At 39.9% G+C, this 16,891-nt stretch carries 23 protein-coding genes; 15 read left to right on the top strand and 8 right to left on the bottom strand.

All coding sequences use genetic code 11. The annotated features are described in order from the left end of the window. Position 1 precedes the first annotated feature (1 nt). Positions 2-907 (top strand): NAD(P)/FAD-dependent oxidoreductase, encoded by a 906-nt coding sequence (locus tag V3595_RS22700; RefSeq protein WP_485909777.1) that lies wholly within the window; start codon positions 2-4, stop codon positions 905-907. Between the two features lie 46 nt (positions 908-953). Then, positions 954-1,580, top strand: coding sequence for a class I SAM-dependent methyltransferase (locus V3595_RS22695; RefSeq protein WP_485909775.1), 627 nt, complete (start codon positions 954-956; stop codon positions 1,578-1,580). Between the two features lie 442 nt (positions 1,581-2,022). Here V3595_RS22695 and V3595_RS22690 read toward each other — a convergent pair whose 3' ends face one another. Both V3595_RS22690 and V3595_RS22685 read right to left on the bottom strand, forming a co-directional pair. Further along, positions 2,023-2,166 (bottom strand): YrzO family protein, encoded by a 144-nt coding sequence (locus V3595_RS22690; RefSeq protein WP_133350491.1) that lies wholly within the window; start codon positions 2,164-2,166, stop codon positions 2,023-2,025. 10 nt (positions 2,167-2,176) lie between these two features. Continuing rightward, positions 2,177-3,160: a DMT family transporter gene (locus tag V3595_RS22685; RefSeq protein ID WP_485909773.1), complete on the bottom strand. Its 984-nt coding sequence runs from the start codon at positions 3,158-3,160 to the stop codon at positions 2,177-2,179. Positions 3,161-3,293: 133 nt separating this feature from the next. Between V3595_RS22685 and V3595_RS22680 the strand changes: the two genes are divergently transcribed. The 5 genes from V3595_RS22680 (at position 3,294) to V3595_RS22660 (ending at position 7,474) form a co-directional block, all read left to right on the top strand. Continuing rightward, the gene (locus V3595_RS22680) at positions 3,294-4,190 is read left to right on the top strand and encodes a LysR family transcriptional regulator (RefSeq protein ID WP_063594747.1); all 897 of its coding nucleotides are present in this window, start codon (positions 3,294-3,296) and stop codon (positions 4,188-4,190) included. A gap of 422 nt (positions 4,191-4,612) precedes the next feature. Then, positions 4,613-4,789, top strand: a complete 177-nt coding sequence (locus V3595_RS22675; RefSeq protein ID WP_164468801.1) for a hypothetical protein — start codon at positions 4,613-4,615, stop codon at positions 4,787-4,789. 311 nt (positions 4,790-5,100) lie between these two features. Continuing rightward, entirely contained in the window at positions 5,101-5,802 is a 702-nt protein-coding gene (locus V3595_RS22670) for an LptM family lipoprotein (protein WP_485909770.1), read from the top strand. A gap of 257 nt (positions 5,803-6,059) precedes the next feature. Then, a complete protein-coding gene (locus V3595_RS22665) occupies positions 6,060-6,929 on the top strand; it encodes an RNA polymerase sigma-70 factor (RefSeq protein WP_485909953.1) in 870 nt (289 codons plus the stop codon). A gap of 83 nt (positions 6,930-7,012) precedes the next feature. Next, complete coding sequence (locus tag V3595_RS22660) at positions 7,013-7,474, top strand: carboxymuconolactone decarboxylase family protein (RefSeq protein ID WP_063235135.1); 462 nt, start codon at positions 7,013-7,015, stop codon at positions 7,472-7,474. A gap of 64 nt (positions 7,475-7,538) precedes the next feature. Here V3595_RS22660 and V3595_RS22655 read toward each other — a convergent pair whose 3' ends face one another. From V3595_RS22655 to V3595_RS22640, 4 genes are all read right to left on the bottom strand, one after another. Beyond that, complete coding sequence (locus tag V3595_RS22655; RefSeq protein WP_034304201.1) at positions 7,539-7,766, bottom strand: hypothetical protein; 228 nt, start codon at positions 7,764-7,766, stop codon at positions 7,539-7,541. After that, positions 7,766-8,086 (bottom strand): YbjQ family protein, encoded by a 321-nt coding sequence (locus V3595_RS22650; protein WP_095391560.1) that lies wholly within the window; start codon positions 8,084-8,086, stop codon positions 7,766-7,768. Before V3595_RS22650 ends, V3595_RS22655 begins: the two co-directional genes overlap by 1 nt. A gap of 418 nt (positions 8,087-8,504) precedes the next feature. Further along, on the bottom strand, positions 8,505-8,699 hold the full coding sequence (locus V3595_RS22645; protein WP_485909767.1) for a hypothetical protein: 195 nt from the start codon (positions 8,697-8,699) through the stop codon (positions 8,505-8,507). A 17-nt stretch (positions 8,700-8,716) separates the two neighbouring features. After that, entirely contained in the window at positions 8,717-9,406 is a 690-nt protein-coding gene (locus V3595_RS22640; protein ID WP_485909765.1) for a response regulator transcription factor, read from the bottom strand. Positions 9,407-9,498: 92 nt separating this feature from the next. Here V3595_RS22640 and V3595_RS22635 point away from each other — a divergent pair, with 92 nt between their 5' ends. The 7 genes from V3595_RS22635 to V3595_RS22605 all read left to right on the top strand — a co-directional run bounded on the left by V3595_RS22635 (position 9,499) and on the right by V3595_RS22605 (position 15,017). After that, entirely contained in the window at positions 9,499-9,690 is a 192-nt protein-coding gene (locus V3595_RS22635; protein WP_485909763.1) for a hypothetical protein, read from the top strand. A 5-nt stretch (positions 9,691-9,695) separates the two neighbouring features. After that, a complete protein-coding gene (locus tag V3595_RS22630) occupies positions 9,696-11,480 on the top strand; it encodes a LytS/YhcK type 5TM receptor domain-containing protein (protein ID WP_485909761.1) in 1,785 nt (594 codons plus the stop codon). Next, positions 11,452-12,198: a LytR/AlgR family response regulator transcription factor gene (locus V3595_RS22625; protein ID WP_485909759.1), complete on the top strand. Its 747-nt coding sequence runs from the start codon at positions 11,452-11,454 to the stop codon at positions 12,196-12,198. Before V3595_RS22630 ends, V3595_RS22625 begins: the two co-directional genes overlap by 29 nt. 141 nt (positions 12,199-12,339) lie before the next feature. Beyond that, a complete protein-coding gene (gene cstA, locus V3595_RS22620) occupies positions 12,340-14,133 on the top strand; it encodes a carbon starvation protein CstA (protein WP_369315296.1) in 1,794 nt (597 codons plus the stop codon). Between the two features lie 164 nt (positions 14,134-14,297). Then, the gene (locus V3595_RS22615) at positions 14,298-14,453 is read left to right on the top strand and encodes a DUF1540 domain-containing protein (protein ID WP_065310844.1); all 156 of its coding nucleotides are present in this window, start codon (positions 14,298-14,300) and stop codon (positions 14,451-14,453) included. 180 nt (positions 14,454-14,633) lie between these two features. Next, the gene (locus tag V3595_RS22610) at positions 14,634-14,780 is read left to right on the top strand and encodes a hypothetical protein (protein WP_485909756.1); all 147 of its coding nucleotides are present in this window, start codon (positions 14,634-14,636) and stop codon (positions 14,778-14,780) included. Positions 14,781-14,816: 36 nt separating this feature from the next. After that, positions 14,817-15,017 (top strand): hypothetical protein, encoded by a 201-nt coding sequence (locus V3595_RS22605; protein WP_485909754.1) that lies wholly within the window; start codon positions 14,817-14,819, stop codon positions 15,015-15,017. Here the strand turns inward: V3595_RS22605 and V3595_RS22600 are convergent. Together V3595_RS22600 and V3595_RS22595 are read right to left on the bottom strand one after the other, a co-directional pair. Further along, positions 14,988-15,638 carry an O-methyltransferase gene (locus tag V3595_RS22600; protein ID WP_485909951.1) on the bottom strand — a complete coding sequence of 217 codons (651 nt, stop codon included), beginning with the start codon at positions 15,636-15,638 and terminating at the stop codon, positions 14,988-14,990. The genes V3595_RS22605 and V3595_RS22600 overlap by 30 nt on opposite strands. After that, on the bottom strand, positions 15,625-15,960 hold the full coding sequence (locus V3595_RS22595) for a hypothetical protein (protein ID WP_485909752.1): 336 nt from the start codon (positions 15,958-15,960) through the stop codon (positions 15,625-15,627). The genes V3595_RS22600 and V3595_RS22595 overlap by 14 nt, the downstream gene beginning before the upstream one ends. Before the next feature lie 238 nt (positions 15,961-16,198). Here V3595_RS22595 and V3595_RS22590 point away from each other — a divergent pair, with 238 nt between their 5' ends. Further along, the gene (locus V3595_RS22590; RefSeq protein ID WP_485909750.1) at positions 16,199-16,759 is read left to right on the top strand and encodes a TetR/AcrR family transcriptional regulator; all 561 of its coding nucleotides are present in this window, start codon (positions 16,199-16,201) and stop codon (positions 16,757-16,759) included. Positions 16,760-16,891 lie beyond the last annotated feature (132 nt).

Genomic DNA, 16,891 nt, shown 5'->3' with positions numbered 1-16,891 from the left:
TGTGTTGGATTGTGTAATTATTGGCGGAGGACCTGCAGGACTGAATGCCGCATTGGTCATGGGGCGTGCTGGACGGAAAACAATTTTGTTTGATGAGGATAAACCCCGTAACCGGGTGACGCAGGAGTCGCACGGATTTATCACACAGGATGGCGTAAAGCCGTCAGAGTTCAAGAAGCGGGCAAGAACGGATGTCCAGAAATATCCGTCCGTCTCCATTAAGGAGGAGCGGGTGGAGATTATTGAAAAAGCCAGTGGTGTGTTCCGAATTCAAACGAAAGGCGGAACGGATTACATGGCGAAAAAAGTGCTTCTCGCAACAGGTCTTCGGGATGTTTTGCCGGAGATTCCAGGCATACAGTATGTATACGGCACGAGTGTTTTCAGCTGTCCTTTTTGTGATGGCTGGGAAATGCGCGGCAAAGCATTGGCGGTGATTGCAGAAAATGAACGGGCCATTCATATGGGAAAACTGCTGTCAAACTGGAGCGGTGATGTAATGGTGTTTACAAATGGCTATCAGGTGCTTGATGAGGAGAAGGATATCTTGGCTAGGCAGCACGTGACAGTCGTGGAAGAAAAGATTGAAGATCTTAAATCGAAAGGAGGGAAGCTGACATCGATCCGGCTGCAAAACGGACGGGAAATCAAAAGGGAGGCAGGGATTGTGGTGACAGACTTGGTGCAGTCCGCTCCTTTTGCGGAACAGCTCGGCTGCGAAATCACTCCTAACGGCGGGATTAAAGTGGATTCATTTGGACGAACAACGGTTGAAGGGGTATATGCATCCGGAGATACATCACTCAGCACGCCTTCTCAGCTAGTGATTGCGGCGGCGGAGGGCAATAAAGCGGCGGCTGGAGTCATCATGGATTTAGTTGAAGCTGCATTTCTTTTGGAGGCATAAAATCCTTTTTTAAAAGAAAGAGACCATTTGTAAAGGAGAATGAAGTATGACGGAAATCTGGGAATCAAGTTTTATAGAAAATCAAATGATGTGGGGACTTGAACCTTCAGACTCTGCAATCTTGACAAAGGATTTTTTCCTTGAAAAGAAAGTTAAGGATCTATTGATTCCTGGTATTGGATATGGCAGAAATGCCAAGATTTTTACGGACAACGGAATACATGTAACAGGTATCGAAATTTCAAAAACAGCGATTGAATTGGCAAGGCAAAATGAGCTTAATCTTAATATTTTTCATGGTTCAGTAACCGATATGCCTTTTGATAACAAACTTTATGATGGTATATTTTGTTATGCCCTTATTCACTTATTGAATAATCGTGAGAGAGATAAGTTTATTAAAGATTGCTATAATCAGTTAAAGCCAAATGGATATATGATTTTCACTACTATTTCAAAAGAGGCCCCAATGTTCGGTAAGGGCAAACAACTGGGTAAAGACTATTTCGAGATAATGGAAGGGATGAAAATGTTTTTTTATGATTCCGACTCGATTAAACAAGAATTTGGGAATTATGGACTGATAGAGTTTTCAGAAATTGTTGAGCCCCATAAGAATATGGAAAATAAACCTCCATTTAAATTTATAATGGTAAAATGTCAAAAGGACTAGAATGGCTTTATCCATAAAAAGGGCATGTTTTGATCAATCATTTTTTCAACACATGCTCTTTTCTATTTGTTCTCGGCCGCCGACAAAGTGAAGGCTGAGCTTGAATATAGGGCCGACGATTAAGCTTGGTGAATAGTACGATCATCAAAAATGCAAAAAAGGCTGCAGGCAAAAAGAGTTCTATCCAAATTTTTAAACATAGTTGAATGGAACGGAAGGTGCGAGACTCCTGCGGGAAGAGCGAGTCCAAGGGAGACCCCACAGGCGCAATTGCGCCGAGGGCGGACCGCCCGCGGAAAGCGAGTGCCTGAAGTGGAAATCAACGTCCAAATTTGTGCAAGCAAAAAAACTGTAGACAAACTCGATTTTCATCGAGTTTGACTACAGTCTGAAGCCTCACTAAATGAGAGGTTTTTTTGCGTTGTATTGCCAAAAGTCTATTTTATTGAATTCTTTTCCTTCTTTCATTATACAGATTAATCAATTCCGCATTTTGCTCATTCATCTTTTTCACATTCTTATTAATCGTTGCCAATTCCCAAAGTACAGCCAATCCAAAGATTAGCATAAGCGTTAATAAATCCATTGTTGCCCTCCTATTGATGTTGTGTACCTTTAATTAAATGTTTCATTTCACTTGGATTCATTTCCTTAACCCGGGAAGGCAAGTTCTTTCTTTGAAAATAATTGTTTTGAATCAAAGCATATATCACTAAAAAAGTTCCGAGTAATTCGTAGGATGATAGTGATCCTCCTTGGATAAAAACGATGGCCAACGTGGTGATTGGAACTAAATTGATAAATAGGATTCCGTTGATCGGCGTTAAAAGTTTAATGCCTAAATTCCAGCTTAAAAGGGCTATGGCACCAGGGAAAATAATCATGAAAATCATCTCGCCATAAATGGATTGCATAACCTCTGCCGTAGGGACGGACAGGCCCGTTGCCGTTGCGAGGAATGTTATGATGGCTGATACGGCTGTTCCTAAAATGCACGTTAAAGTCGAATAGCGAAGTGTTGACCATCCGTTAAATTGGTTGCCGCCCATCGTATAAATAACCCACCCTATAACCCCGATAAGAATGAAAAGAATAGGGATGATGCTATCTTTCAATAAAAATACGAATGATAAGTTGCCATTGGTAATGACAAGAATGGCCCCTATCAAGGCAAGGAACATGCTGGCGATGGTATACTTCATGGGTCTGGCATTTTTGAAAACCCACAGGATTAAAATTGAAATCATGGGCATTAATGATTCCATGATGGAAGCAACAATTACCCCGTTATGTCCCAGTAAGTCTTGACCTGCGAAAATGAGAAAGTTGTATACAGTGAACGCCATCGTCCCAAAAAACAATAATTTCTTTCCTTGCCCTTCCAGGCTAAAAGACTTCTTACCCTCTTTCATTAAAAGCAATATCCCTAAAATGACGCTAACAGCTAAATATCGCAAAAAAGCGAAATAAAAAGGATCAATATACATTAAGGCCCTTTCTGCAACTGGAAACATCGCTCCCCAAGAAATGCTGGCAGTCAAACATAAAAGTGCACCGATTAAAACTTGATTTTTTTTCATAAAAGCTTCCCCTCAAAAATAATGATTGATTTAATTCCTATACACACCTTATGATAAAGTCGTTATCATGTAAAATGACTTAAAATGAATATAATCATCATTATTAATGATAGTTGAAAAGGGGGGCACTTTTATGGAAATGCGGGATTTGCAAATATTCCAGTGCGTCGCTAAATATGGCAGCGTAAGTAAGGCGGCAGTTGAGTTGAATTACGTCCAATCCAATGTAACGGCGAGGATTAAGCATTTAGAGCAGGAGTTACGGACGCCTTTATTCAACAGGCATAAACGTGGCATGTCTCTAACTGCGGAGGCCAGAAAAATGCTGGAGTATGTAAACAAAATTTTGCTTGATGTGGAAGAACTCAAGCAAGTATTCCTGGATAGTGAAACACCTACAGGGATATTGAACATCGGTACAGTTGAAACGGTCAGCGATCTTCCTAAGATTCTAGCCTCCTATCATAAACAGTATCCAAATGTCGATTTATCCATAAAGGCGGGGTTAACGGAAGACTTAATTAAAGATGTCATTGAACACAGGCTGGATGGCGCTTTTGTTACAGGACCGATCAAACATCCGCTCATTCAGCCATACGATGTATGTACAGAAAAACTTGTATTAGTTACAAGAAATGAAACATTTAACCTTGAAGAAATCATAACAGAACCATTTTTAGTATTCAGTCAGGGGTGTGGCTATCGCTCTAAACTGGAACAATGGCTGAGGGAAGAAGAAGTGATGCCCAAAAGGATCATGGAGTTCAATGTATTGGAAACGATCTTAACCAGCGTAACACTCGGCCTTGGCATTACCCTCGTACCACAATCGGCGGTAAATCACCTAACAGCCAATGAAAAAGTCCACGTGCATCCAATTCCGGAAGAATACCGCAATATCTCGACAGTCTTCATTCACCGTAAAGATGCTTATATGACAAACTCCATGAAAAGCTTTCTGCACACGATTGAAGCTCATCATGAAGACCGATTCAAGCAAAATCCAGAAACAGCTCCTGAGCTGATATGAAGGATGGGGGAGCAGCAAATCGCTTTACATAGAATGATAGAGGATTGCTGAAACCGATTATTTTAGGCTGCGAAACTATTCATAAAAAGTAAAACATGGGGATACAGGGACAGCGATATAGCATAGTATGGTATTTATTATTGCTTCGGTTCCTTATGCTTGTCGTTTATTAATCATGTTACTTCTAGAAAGTATTTAGCATTAACCAAAGGTGGATCTAACGTTAACTTGGAAAAGCATTTGTGAATTATTTAGACAAAAAGCCGACGATTTCGTTGGCTTTTTGTCTGTAAGATCATTTCAATTATCATACATTCAAGTAACCTTCTTAAACTAAACTGGTAGTTTAGCTATAGAAAAATTGTATTACTTTTCATCAATTGGGAAAAAATATAAATAGTAACAAGAAGGAGGGAACAGAGATGGAAGTAAATATGAGTGTTGAAGAAGTCGTGAATCAAATTTCTGACTTAGTAGAAAAAGAAGGGAAGCTACCTCGAAAGAAAGAGGTAAAGAAGTCAGATCCGGAGTTAATGAAGAATGCATTGTATTATTTTCCTAATTGGGATACTGCAGTAGAACATAGCATTGGATCTTAACCAAAACATATATTTTTCAATTAGTACATATAAGGCAAGGGAAGTTATGAAGGCCGCCAATTGGCGGCCTTTTGAACGTGCGATTCTTTACATTATCATATAACCCCTATTCAAACTATTTATCGAATAGTTTAGTTAAATAAAGATATAGACGCATCAAAGTGAATCAATCTCATATTTTCTTTTCGGAACGAGTGGAGTATCGATCTTTTTTAGTCGATAAAGTCTGATATTTCAATGAAGCATAGTGTAACTTTTTTCCATATGGGACCGTATAATAATTTGTTAAAACACAAGAAAAGAGGGTTCCAATGAAAAAGATATTGTTGATTTTGGCAGCCATTTTTTTGGTAACAGGACTTAGTGCTTGTAAAGAAGTCCAGGAGGGAAATGAGGAATCTCCGCCAATTTCAGAAAAGCCAAATGATAATCCTAAGCAAACCGACGGGCTAGAAGATCCTCCAGGTGAATCGGTCGATGATCCGACAAAAGATCTGCCAAATACGAAAACGGATACGATCATATTAGAAGGTATGGAAGAACCATTCCAATTCACGCTTCATCATAGTCAGGCATTGGGATTCTCAACGTACATCGTGGATGACATGGTCGTTGAAGAGGCTAGTTCTGGTGAAGGAGATGCAATGATTGTTTTTGCAAATTTTGCAGGCAAGAGAAATGAGGATGCCAAAGTTCAGATATTTTCCAAAAGTGAGGGTGCGAATGCGACAATAGAAGAACAGGCGGAGTTTGCGAGGGAAGTTGTGATAAGCAACGGATTTGAGATAAAACAGGGATCTGATAATTCGCCTAACCGATTTGATTGGTCTGAGGTGGAATTTGACATTAGTCAGAATGGCAGTAATTATTCCATATTGGGTACAGTGTCGGTTTTTCAACATGGCGACCGCGTTTACTATGCGATCGTTCAATACTCGGAAGATTATGAAGAAGGCTTCATACCGCGGGTTGTAAAAATGTTTGATGATATCGTATGGTATGAAGCACCTTGATAAATAAGTATCCGAAAATGGGTACACCATTTTGACAGATGATGGTCATATATTTGTCTAAAAAGGGGGTATAAAAAGGAATCCTGTTGAACGGTAGGGAGCTAGTTTGTCTACAGTCTGAGAGCAGCTTCTTTTGCTGCTCTTTTTTGTATGATAGGATTGTCTGCTTTATTCAGATCAAGAAGGATAAATGATTGGGTTAGAGTAATTAGTGATAGGATTTCGAAAACGAATTTGATAGAAAATAGGTGAAGCAAGTGGAGTTGGATACATTATATAAGACATATCGACCTTTTGTTTTTTCCATCGCATACCGGATGCTCGGATCGGTTACCGATGCAGAAGATATCGTTCATGATTTATTCCTGCAGCTTAAGCTTGATACCGACGAAATTAAGGACATGAAAGCATATCTTGCGAAAATGACGGCAAACCGCTGTCTGAATTTTTTGAAATCAGCCCGTAAGAGAAGAGAGGTTTACACAGGTCCTTGGCTGCCAGAACCTCGGGTAAACGAAACAGATCAGCCTCTAGATAAGGTCGTAACGGATGAAACGGTTGCATATGCCTTCCTCGTTTTGCTGGAACAGCTTTCACCTGTTGAAAGAGCGGTTTTCGTGCTTAGGGAAGCATTCACTTACAGCTATGAAGATATCGCCGAGATGCTGGAAAAGAATGAAGTGAACTGCAGAAAGATCTACAGCCGGGCTAAGCGGAAATTACAGAATGATAGGCCCGTCTATCCGGAGGATACGAAACATGTCGATCTTTTGGCAAAAAAATTCATAAAAGCATCTGCGACAGGAAACTTTGAGGAGTTTTTGGATCTTCTTACAGAAGATGTTGTCCTTGTTACTGACGGCGGAGGAAAAGTGCTTTCTGCATTAAATCCAATTGTAACCAGACAGCGCGTATCCGCCTTTCTTAAAGGCGTTTCTGCTAAAGGAGGCTTCATAGGAGAACTTCTTCCGGTGATGGTCAATGGCCAGGAGGGAATTTTGCAAATGAAAGAAGGAAAGCCTATCAAAGTCATCTGCTTTGAATTAGATCCAAAACAAAAAAATATCCGCAAAATCTTCATTGTCACCAATCCCGATAAATTAAATCATATTCCTGTGATAGATTGAGGGGTCTTTTTTTTGGATGTCACAAATCAAACCTCTATTTTGTCTTATAAGTGGAACCTAAAAAGATTATGGAGGAGATAGACATGGAACAACGGATTAACTACATGAAGACAAATCGTGAAGTGGTCAAATTAATGATGGGTTTGGAGGAGTACAAGAAAACAACGGAAATCGATAGCACATTAATCGAATTGATTAAAATTCGCGCGTCTCAAATCAATGGCTGTGCGTACTGCTTGGATATGCATACAAAGGATGCTCGGGCAATGGGTGAAACGGAACAAAGGATTTACTGTTTGAGTGCTTGGCGTGAAACACCATTCTATTCTGATTCGGAAAGGGCAGCGCTGGAATTGACGGAAGCGGTCACGGCCATTTCTGCAAACGGTGTACCTGATGAACTGTATGAGAGGGTCCGCCTTCATTTTGATGAAAAACAATATATCGATCTCGTTACCATAATCATCACGATCAATGGCTGGAACCGATTGGCCATTTCAGCCCAAAACATACCAGGGCACTATAAGCCTGTAATGGAAAAATAATGTCGTTATCAAAACCCCTTGTATGGTTACAAGGGGTTTTAATTGTAAAAACGTGGCTTTTTAATTATTTTTCTTTTTTATAAAAGCGTTCACCCGTATCAGGATTATAATACACCCTTGTTTTTTCTCCTGTCACGGGGTCAATATTTATTTCATCTGTCGATTGAAATCCATCAGGAACTTTTACACCGTGATTGCGTTTAAACCGTTTATCATAGATAAAGTATCCAAGTAAAATGCATAAGATAACTATAATAATTTGTAATATATAGTACCCTATGATGAATTTCATTATATTTTCTCCACAATGACGGCGGTTCCATATGCAACAATTTCGCTCATATTCGTGCCGATTTCCCCAGAATCATATCTCATCATTATAATTGCGTTTGCACCCATTTCAGTGGCATTTTTTATCATACGGTCCATAGCTTCTTTTCTTGAATCTTCAAGCATCGCTGTATATTGCTTGATTTCTCCGCCTACCAGGGATTTTAACCCTGCCATGATATCGCCGCCAATCCCTCTGCTTCTTACAATTAGACCGAAGGCAGGCCCTTTTACCTCTACAATTTTGTATCCTTCAATTTTTTCTGTGGTAACTACCAACACATTAATCGCCTCCGACTTATTTACTTTATTATGAAATTTTCCTGAACTGAAAGCATAAACAAATGATCCAAGTTCGCATGAAGTTTAAACATTCCCTTTAGTTCCTTTTTTATCAAGCGCAATAATCATTCCTTTAAATTTTACCATAATATAAGCTTTATCCCCCTTAACAATAGATAACATATTTCGGGTCAGCATAAAAAATCCCATTTCGCAGAAAAGAAATGGGATTAAATTTATTGGTGTTTTTACTGCTGATTTTTGATTGTTATATAAGTGTGTAGATTTATAATGCTCATGATGGCTACTTTGAATACACATATAAGCTCTTATATGGGCTAGCTCTATAATACTAGTGTTTTGTAGGATTACATCAAGTAGTAAATAGTAAAACTTATAGGTAAATAATGAAGGTCTCTCAAGAGTTTAGACTTAAAGGGCATTCATCATTTATTTTTCTTTTTTTGATTTGAGCGATTAAGATAAGTAATATACCTAAAATAAACAACGAAATAAATATATTGAAAGATTTTACATATCCTACTGGGAATAGTGCAGCACCAATTAATGATATAACCCCTAGCGTATAAAAAATTCTGACGCTAATAATCATAATTCCTCCTAAAAGTACTATAAATTGCGGTTTTCCATCTTCACTTCATGAAGAATTTCATGCAATTTATTTTCATAATGCAAGCTGATTAATTGTGATCTGGAGGCCACGTCTAATTCTTCAAACAATTTATTTATATGGTTACGAACTGTAGAAACACTAATATTCAGATTATCAGCTATTTCTTTATCTTTGAGACCTTGCGTTATATTCTGGATGATCCGCAAATCAACTTTATGTTGCGGTTCCCTGGTGAATAAAGATGACCTATCTGTTTTTATTATTTCTTCAATTAATAATTTCTCACGGTACACATGTAACTCGTAGGAGATTTGATTAGCAAGCATTTCAGAAATCATTTTGAAATTTTCACTATCATCCGTTGTGAATATACCTACATAGCCTTGTAATTCCTTATTTTTAATTTCATGGAACGGGGAAGATATGACACTAAAATCCTTTCCGGAAATTTGATTTTTAGTTTTTACAGTAGTATTTTGCAATGAACTTAAAATAAATGCATTATTTTCAACAGATTCTTCTATAACCAATTTACATAAATCCTTATTTTCATCATTACTTTTGGCGTATAAAACATTTAGCTCTTCATCAAAGATAAATATAGTAGTTTCAAAATTAAATTCGAAATTCTTAATACTATTTAATACTTTTTTACTGATATAAATGATTTGATTCCTCAATTCCATATTCATACCTCATACTCGTTCCTAAAATGAAATAACCTGTTTACTTTCCTCGTTTAACAATAAACTATTTTTGGGTGTGTGGGGTTCCAAAAATGACGACTGCTATTTCAGAAATGATACGGCACGTCGGGTTTGGATTTTATTCAATTGCTAACTTATTTACACAGAGTATTGATGAAATTCTAAAAATAATGCTTATACATCCATCTCCTAAACCTAAAACAAAATTCGACAAGGATTTCATGGCTGGTGTAAGATGTATGAAAAAGCCAGAAATGGGGTGAATGCTTTGGTTGATTTATTACCGTCGCTGTTTGAAAAAGTGGGGATCATCGTTATTGCTGCATTCCTGCTTTCTTATATGAAACCCTTTCGGCAAATGATAGGCCATGAACATGAGATGTCGAAGAAAATCATGTTTATCGCGCTTTTTGGAACATTCGGCATCATAAGTAACTATACAGGAATCGAAATCGGGAACCATGCCATGACAGAGGGTGATTGGCATGCTGAGATTGCTCCCGATAACGCGATTGCCAACACAAGAATTATGGGCGTGGCTATCGGCGGTTTGCTGGGGGGACCATTTGTTGGGTTTGGAGTAGGTTTGATTGCGGGGCTTCACCGTTATTTTCTCGGGGGCTTTACAGCGGTGGCATGTGCGATCGCTGCGATTTTGGCGGGAGTCTTATCGGGTCTTTTGGGAAAAAGGCGCCGAAAGCATGGGACGATCACCCCTTGGTTTGCGCTTCCCATTTGCATGGCATTGGAAGCGATCCAAATGGGCATCATCCTGGTGACTACCAAACCATTTGAAAGGGCGTGGGAGCTCGTACAAGTAATCGGACTTCCGATGATCATCATCAACGGGTTCGGGACTTTACTATTCATGCTCATCATTCAGTCGATCACGAGGGACGAAGCACGGACGCGGGCCGTACTAACGAATCTTGCGTTTTTGATTGCGGATCAGACATTGCCCTTTTTCAGGCAAGGTCTTAATCAAACTTCTTGCAAGAGAATAGCCGAAATCATCTTGGGGCTGACTGAAGCCGATGCCGTGGCCATTACCAATGAACATAGCGTACTTGCCCATGTTGGCGCTGCGTCAGATCACCATGTCCCTAAGGTGGGAATAGCGACAGGGTTAACGAAAAAAGCCCTTGAACAAGGGAAAATAATCGTGGCCAAAACAAAAAAGGACATTTATTGTTTTCATGATCAATGCCCATTGCAAGCGGCCGTAGTCCTGCCGTTGCAGGTCCAACAGAAAACGGTCGGGACTTTGAAGATGTATTTCAAGCATCCGGATAAATTAAGCCAAGTGGAACAAGAGTTAGCTGAAGGATTGGCCAAACTATTTTCCACTCAATTGGAACTCGCTAAAGCGGAAATGCAAACGAAATTATTAAAAGATGCTGAAATTAAGGCATTGCAGGCACAGGTCCATCCGCATTTTTTATTCAATGCAATCAATACGATATCCGTTTTATGCAGGACGGATGTCGAGAAGGCAAGAAATTTATTGCAGGAGCTCAGTGCTTTCTTTCGCTCTAATTTACAAGGAGCCCGACAAATACTGGTGCCGCTAGAAAAGGAATTAGAGCATGTCAACGCTTATTTATCACTGGAGCAGGCGCGTTTTCCAAATAAATATCATATCGACTATCGCATTGAGCCAAGGCTGAATGAAGTTCTCATCCCTCCATTCACATTGCAGCCACTTGTTGAGAATGCGGTACACCACGCATTCCCACATGTGAAAAGCAAAGGTCAAATCATCATTCACGCATACTTTAAAGACGATGCAATGCGCATTGTTGTGGAAGATAACGGAAAAGGGATTTCAAGCGGGAGAATAGTTGAATTGGGTAAGCATGCTGTAGAATCGACTAAGGGTACAGGAACGGCCCTTCATAATATCAGTGAACGGCTGGAAGGGATCTATAAAGGACAGGCCAGCCTCTCGATAGAAAGTGAAACGGGACACGGAACAAAAGTGAAAATATCAATACCACTCAACGAAAAAGGAGCATATGGCAACGATGATGAAAGCATTTATCGTAGAGGATGAACCACTGGCAAGAGATGAATTGAAATATCTATTGAAAAGAAGCAGGCAAGTTGAAGTCGTGGGTGAGGCTGAGGGGATAGAAGATGCCATGAGGGATATCTCCCGACTTAAACCTGAACTTGTCTTTTTGGACATTGAGCTTGCAGATGGCAATGGCTTGCATTTGGCTAAGCAATTGGCGGAACTTGACCCCGCACCATCGCTCATTTTTGCGACCGCTTATGATGAGTTTGCCCTCCAAGCTTTCGAGTTATATGCATTTGATTATCTATTAAAGCCATTTAATGAAAAAAGGATTCGGCAAACATTGGATAAGCTCATGAAGCAGCGTCAAATCGGGAAAGACGAATCCAGGACAGCAGCTCCCGCCAGCCGAACCGCTGTGGAACAGACAGGTAAATTGGCTGTAGTGATAGATGATCGGATCGTTTTGATCGACCGGGATCATATTTTGTTCATAGGACTCATGGAAGGAAAAACGATCATTAAAACCGAGGAAAATGAATATAAAATCGGTGACCCTCTCATCGTGCTTGAAAAGAAGCTCGATAAGCGCTCATTTATACGGGTGCATCGCGGTTTTATCGTGAATGTCATCCATATATCTGAAATACAGCCTTGGTTCAACTCAACTTATAATCTCATTATGAGTGACGGATCAAACATCCCGGTAAGCAGGACATATGTGAAGGAGCTAAAGCAGCTCATTGGTTTTTAAAAATTTTCATAATTCTGCATTTTAACTCCTTCATGATGCAATCCATCCCTCGATATCTGCATTATAACTTGAAAACCCATTGAATTCGCTTTCATTGTGATATCATTTTTTTACGATGTAAGTAATAGAGGGGGTTCAAATATGAATGCGGTTACAATTGTCATAGGCTCCATATGTATATTAATGATTGCCTACCGTTTATACGGGACATTCATAGCACTAAAAGTATTAAAACTCGATGATTCCAAGCCGACCCCGGCCCATAAATTAGAAGATGGAAAAGATTATGTTCCAACAAATAAATGGGTGGCATTCGGCCACCATTTTGCAGCCATTGCTGCGGCTGGTCCTTTGGTGGGTCCGATCCTTGCTGCACAATTCGGGTATTTGCCAAGTTTATTATGGCTTCTAATCGGGGCTGTAATCGGGGGAGCCGTCCATGATGCCGTCGTGCTTTTCGCGTCGATGCGTAAAGACGGCAAATCCCTTTCGGAAGTTGCGAAAGAAGAACTTGGACCTGTAGCAGGCTTCTGTACAGGACTCGCGATGCTTTTTATCATCACGATTACGATGGCAGGACTTTCAATGGTCGTTCTGCATGCTTTGGAAAATAATCCATGGGGGACGTTTGCTGTCGGGATCACCATTCCGATCGCCATGGGTGTAGGGCTTTACCATAAAAAAACCGGAAACCTGAAAGGGGCGACCATCGTCGGGTTCGGGCTCATCATGGCCGCAATTTTACTTGGGCCGAACATTCAAGGAACGGCACTTGGCGACTTATTGACACTTGAGGCGAGCACACTTGCCATCATTTTGCCGATCTATGCTTTCTTCGCTGCCGCCTTGCCTGTTTGGCTGCTGCTGGCACCTCGTGATTACCTGAGTACATTTATGAAAATCGGTGTATTTGCCGCATTGATTATCGGCGTTTTCGTAGTGAATCCAGAAATCCAGTTTCCTGCGTTTACCGAATTCATTAATGGCGGGGGCCCGATTGTAGCCGGTCCTGTTTGGCCATTCATTTCAATCACCATCGCCTGTGGCGCGATTTCAGGATTCCATGCATTTGTCGGATCAGGCACAACTCCAAAAATGTTAAACCGATGGAGTGATATCAAATCCGTTGGTTTCGGAGCGATGCTTGTGGAGTGTGTCGTTGCCATCATGGCATTGATTGCTGCGGTTTCACTGCAGCCAGGAGATTATTTTGCGATTAACTCCACGCCTGAAGTATTTCAAACATTAGGTATGGAAACCGTACACCTTGACGAACTCAGTGAAGAAATCGGCATTAATCTGGAGGGACGGACAGGCGGGGCAGTTACACTTGCTGTCGGCATGACCTATATTTTCACGGAAATACCCTTCTTTGACAAACTGGCTTCATTTTTCTTCCAATTCGTCATCATGTTCGAGGCGGTGTTCATATTGACTGCTATCGATTCAGGGACACGTGTTGCCCGTTACTTAATCCAGGACTTCTTCGGGGAGTTCTATAAACCATTAAAACGAGTCGACTGGCTGCCGGGGAACATCTTCGCCAGCGCGTTAGCCTGCTTTATCTGGGGATACCTGCTTTACTCTGGGGACATTGGTTCGATCTGGGCACTCTTTGGCGTATCCAACCAGCTCATGGCTTCGATTGGACTCATCATCGGTGCGACCGTCGTATTGAAAATCGCAGACAAACGCTGGTATATATGGACATGCCTCGTACCCCTTGCCTACTTATATGTAACGGTTAATGTAGCAGGGTACTGGATGGTGAAAAACGTATACCTGAACCCGGACTCTGCAGGATTCAGCATCTTGAACGGAATATTATCGATCACCATGTTAATCCTAGGCTTGATCATTCTGGTTGCCGCCTTGAAAAAATGGCGGGAGCTTTGGAAAATTCCTCAAGCAGAACTATTGAAAAAATCAGCATGAGCATAAAAAAATCCGGGCGGAAACTGCCTGGATTTTTGTTCGTGCGAATGTTAGCAAATGCCCTCAATTCCGAATTTCTTAAATTTAAGACACCAAAACCTGAAAAAGGAAAGTATCAATAACCCCAACTTTGTTAATGATAGCAAATGAGGAGGTGTGATAAGATGGCAAAAGATGTTCTATGTGAAGTGAATAATTGTAAATATTGGGATTCTGGAAACAAATGCAGTGCAGATGCTATTTATGTTGTCAGCCATAAAGGGAACCAAGCATCAAATAGCAAAGAAACGGATTGCAAAACATTTGATCCAGAAATTTAAACCATCGGGGGTAACCATCAACTGGTTACCCTTCTTTCATATTTATTATTGATAATAAAAATCATTTTCATTCAAGATTATAGAAATTCATATTATTTTTTCTTCATGAAATGGATATTTGGGCGATATATACGTGAGTTTGAGCGATAAAATCGCGAGTTTTATCGATATAATAAGAATTTGATTGATATATACGTGAATTTGAACGATATCCTCGAGAATTCGCACATTACTCGTGAGTTTGGCTGTTTTACTCGTGAGTTTGGCTGTTTTACTCGTGAATTTAGCTGTTTTACTCGTAAGTTCGCACATTACACGAGAGTTTGAGCGATAAACTTAAGTTTGATTGATATAAACGTGAGATTGAGCGATAAAATCGAAAGTTTGATCGATATAAACGTGAAAATGATCGATAAAATCGAAAGTTTGAACGATATCCTCGAGAATTCGCACATTACTCGTGAGTTTGGCTGTTTTACTCGTGAATTTAGCTGTTTTACTCGTAAGTTCGCACATTACTCGAGAGTTCGCACTTTACTCGTGAATTTGCTCGATTACTTTTGAAATGGTCAGCCCATCACCGATTGGAATTAGCATGGATTCCAATTGAGGGTGATTGGCCACCTTTTCATTGAATGCCTTCATAAATGCAGTGTAACGTTTAGGTTCAGCATCCGGATCTGCGACACTGCCCCTCGCAAGTACGTTATCCATGACGATTAAAGCACCCGGTTCCGCCAGTCTAATGCAATATTGCAGGTAATTTTCATAATTGTCCTTGTCAGCATCTATAAAGAAAAAATCAAATTTCCTGTTATCACGATTGAGTTGTTCAAGGCTTTGCAGAGCTGCTCCGGTCATATATGATACTTGATCGCCAAAGCCAGCTTTGGATAGATTGCGATAAGCTAACTTTGCGTATTCCTCCTTTAATTCAAGGGAGGTTAATTTTCCTTCGCTGCCGAATCCCCTAGCAAGGCAGATCCCGCTATAGCCCCCAAGAGCGCCAATTTCCAAAACATTTTTAGCTCCTGAAATGGATATAAGCATGGTAAGAAGTTTTCCAGATGAGGGAGATATAGATATGGACGGCATTCCGTTTTCTTGTATGGACGAAATGACTTCTTCCAAAAGGGCATCTCCGGTATAAAACACTGAGTCGATATAACTGTTAATTTGTTTCATTCGTTTCCATTCCTTTCTCATTGGAAGTTTCCTCTTTTTCACTTTTCTTATCGGCTGCTTCATTTTCTTGTATTTCAAATAATTGAATGAACTCGTTGATTAACATATCAATCGCTTTCAATTCACCGACTAAGATTTGATTGATGGATTGAAACTCTGGTTTATCTAACTGTTCCATAATGGTTGAACGTTTAAGATTCATCATTTCTAAAAAAGCAATTGCCCTTCCGCGGCGAAACGTTTTGGGGCCACGATGGTGTGAACCATGGTCTTTATGCCTACCACCGTGATGTCCATCTTTTTTGAATTTTTCATCTCTCATGTTATAACCTCTTTCTGTGTATACGTTTGTATACACTTTTTCTTTGTATTAAATGTATACATATGTATACAAAATGTCAACTAATAATCGAATAGAATAATCAAAATGCAGTTTATAAAAAGTTTGTCTAAATTGTGAAATCGTTATTTAGAGGGGCAAAAAAGTACTTACATTCAGGAAATTTTTTTTGTTATAGTTACAAATAGACCGGTTGGTATGGTGGGGGTGTGCTACGGAAATGGATACAAAATCGTTGATAATCGAAAATGCAACGATTCTTTTCCAACAAAAAGGATATAAAGGTGTTGGACTTAGCGAAATCTTAAAAGTATGCAATGTTACGAAAGGTTCGCTTTATCACCATTTTCCTAATGGAAAAGAGGAATTATTAATCGCTTGCCTTCATTCTTTGAATGAAGTAATTACGACGGACATCGTGGATATTTTTGAACGATATCCGACAACGTTAGAAGCGACAAATTCCATGATTGAAAAGCTAATCGTCAATTTAGAAAGGGAAGGGACGATTACGGGTTACACATTTAGCAGCATGGTAAGTGAAATGGCCACATTAAGTGATCCTGTACGAAAGGCTTGCGCCGATCTCTATACGAAAATTCAAGGGATTTATTTTAAAAAGCTAATGGAAGATGGATATTCAAAAGAGTTAGCTTCCAATATTGCATTGATGATGACAGCCTCCATCGAAGGGGCAATGATGCTTTGTTTGGCTGAAACATCGGCAAAGCCGCTAAAAGTAATTTCACAATTGTTACCCAATATATTGAAGGAGTTTTAACAAGTGGATAATAAAAATATTAAAACAGGACCGATAATGAAGTGAACCCAAAAAGTTAGACACTTTATTTACTTAGGCAGCCTTGAGGGCATGAACCCGGTAATCTACCGGGCTCATGCCTTTTAATTTTAC

It is taken from the genome of Bacillus sp. CFBP9009 (assembly GCF_036541465.1).
Lineage (GTDB): Bacteria > Bacillota > Bacilli > Bacillales > DSM-1321 > Peribacillus.
This window is presented reverse-complemented; position numbering and strand designations above follow the sequence as displayed.

Coding starts and splice junctions, on each gene's coding strand:
- V3595_RS22635 (WP_485909763.1), top strand. CDS start 9,499: ATGACGACTGCTATTTCAGAAATGATACGGCACGTCGGGTTTGGATTT.
- V3595_RS22685 (WP_485909773.1), bottom strand. CDS start 3,160: ATGAAAAAAAATCAAGTTTTAATCGGTGCACTTTTATGTTTGACTGCC.
- V3595_RS22670 (WP_485909770.1), top strand. CDS start 5,101: ATGAAAAAGATATTGTTGATTTTGGCAGCCATTTTTTTGGTAACAGGA.
- V3595_RS22645 (WP_485909767.1), bottom strand. CDS start 8,699: ATGATTATTAGCGTCAGAATTTTTTATACGCTAGGGGTTATATCATTA.
- V3595_RS22600 (WP_485909951.1), bottom strand. CDS start 15,638: ATGAAACAAATTAACAGTTATATCGACTCAGTGTTTTATACCGGAGAT.
- V3595_RS22595 (WP_485909752.1), bottom strand. CDS start 15,960: ATGAGAGATGAAAAATTCAAAAAAGATGGACATCACGGTGGTAGGCAT.
- V3595_RS22680 (WP_063594747.1), top strand. CDS start 3,294: ATGGAAATGCGGGATTTGCAAATATTCCAGTGCGTCGCTAAATATGGC.
- V3595_RS22590 (WP_485909750.1), top strand. CDS start 16,199: ATGGATACAAAATCGTTGATAATCGAAAATGCAACGATTCTTTTCCAA.
- V3595_RS22655 (WP_034304201.1), bottom strand. CDS start 7,766: ATGAAATTCATCATAGGGTACTATATATTACAAATTATTATAGTTATC.
- V3595_RS22675 (WP_164468801.1), top strand. CDS start 4,613: ATGGAAGTAAATATGAGTGTTGAAGAAGTCGTGAATCAAATTTCTGAC.
- cstA (WP_369315296.1), top strand. CDS start 12,340: ATGAATGCGGTTACAATTGTCATAGGCTCCATATGTATATTAATGATT.
- V3595_RS22625 (WP_485909759.1), top strand. CDS start 11,452: ATGATGAAAGCATTTATCGTAGAGGATGAACCACTGGCAAGAGATGAA.
- V3595_RS22695 (WP_485909775.1), top strand. CDS start 954: ATGACGGAAATCTGGGAATCAAGTTTTATAGAAAATCAAATGATGTGG.
- V3595_RS22690 (WP_133350491.1), bottom strand. CDS start 2,166: ATGGATTTATTAACGCTTATGCTAATCTTTGGATTGGCTGTACTTTGG.
- V3595_RS22660 (WP_063235135.1), top strand. CDS start 7,013: ATGGAACAACGGATTAACTACATGAAGACAAATCGTGAAGTGGTCAAA.
- V3595_RS22615 (WP_065310844.1), top strand. CDS start 14,298: ATGGCAAAAGATGTTCTATGTGAAGTGAATAATTGTAAATATTGGGAT.
- V3595_RS22640 (WP_485909765.1), bottom strand. CDS start 9,406: ATGGAATTGAGGAATCAAATCATTTATATCAGTAAAAAAGTATTAAAT.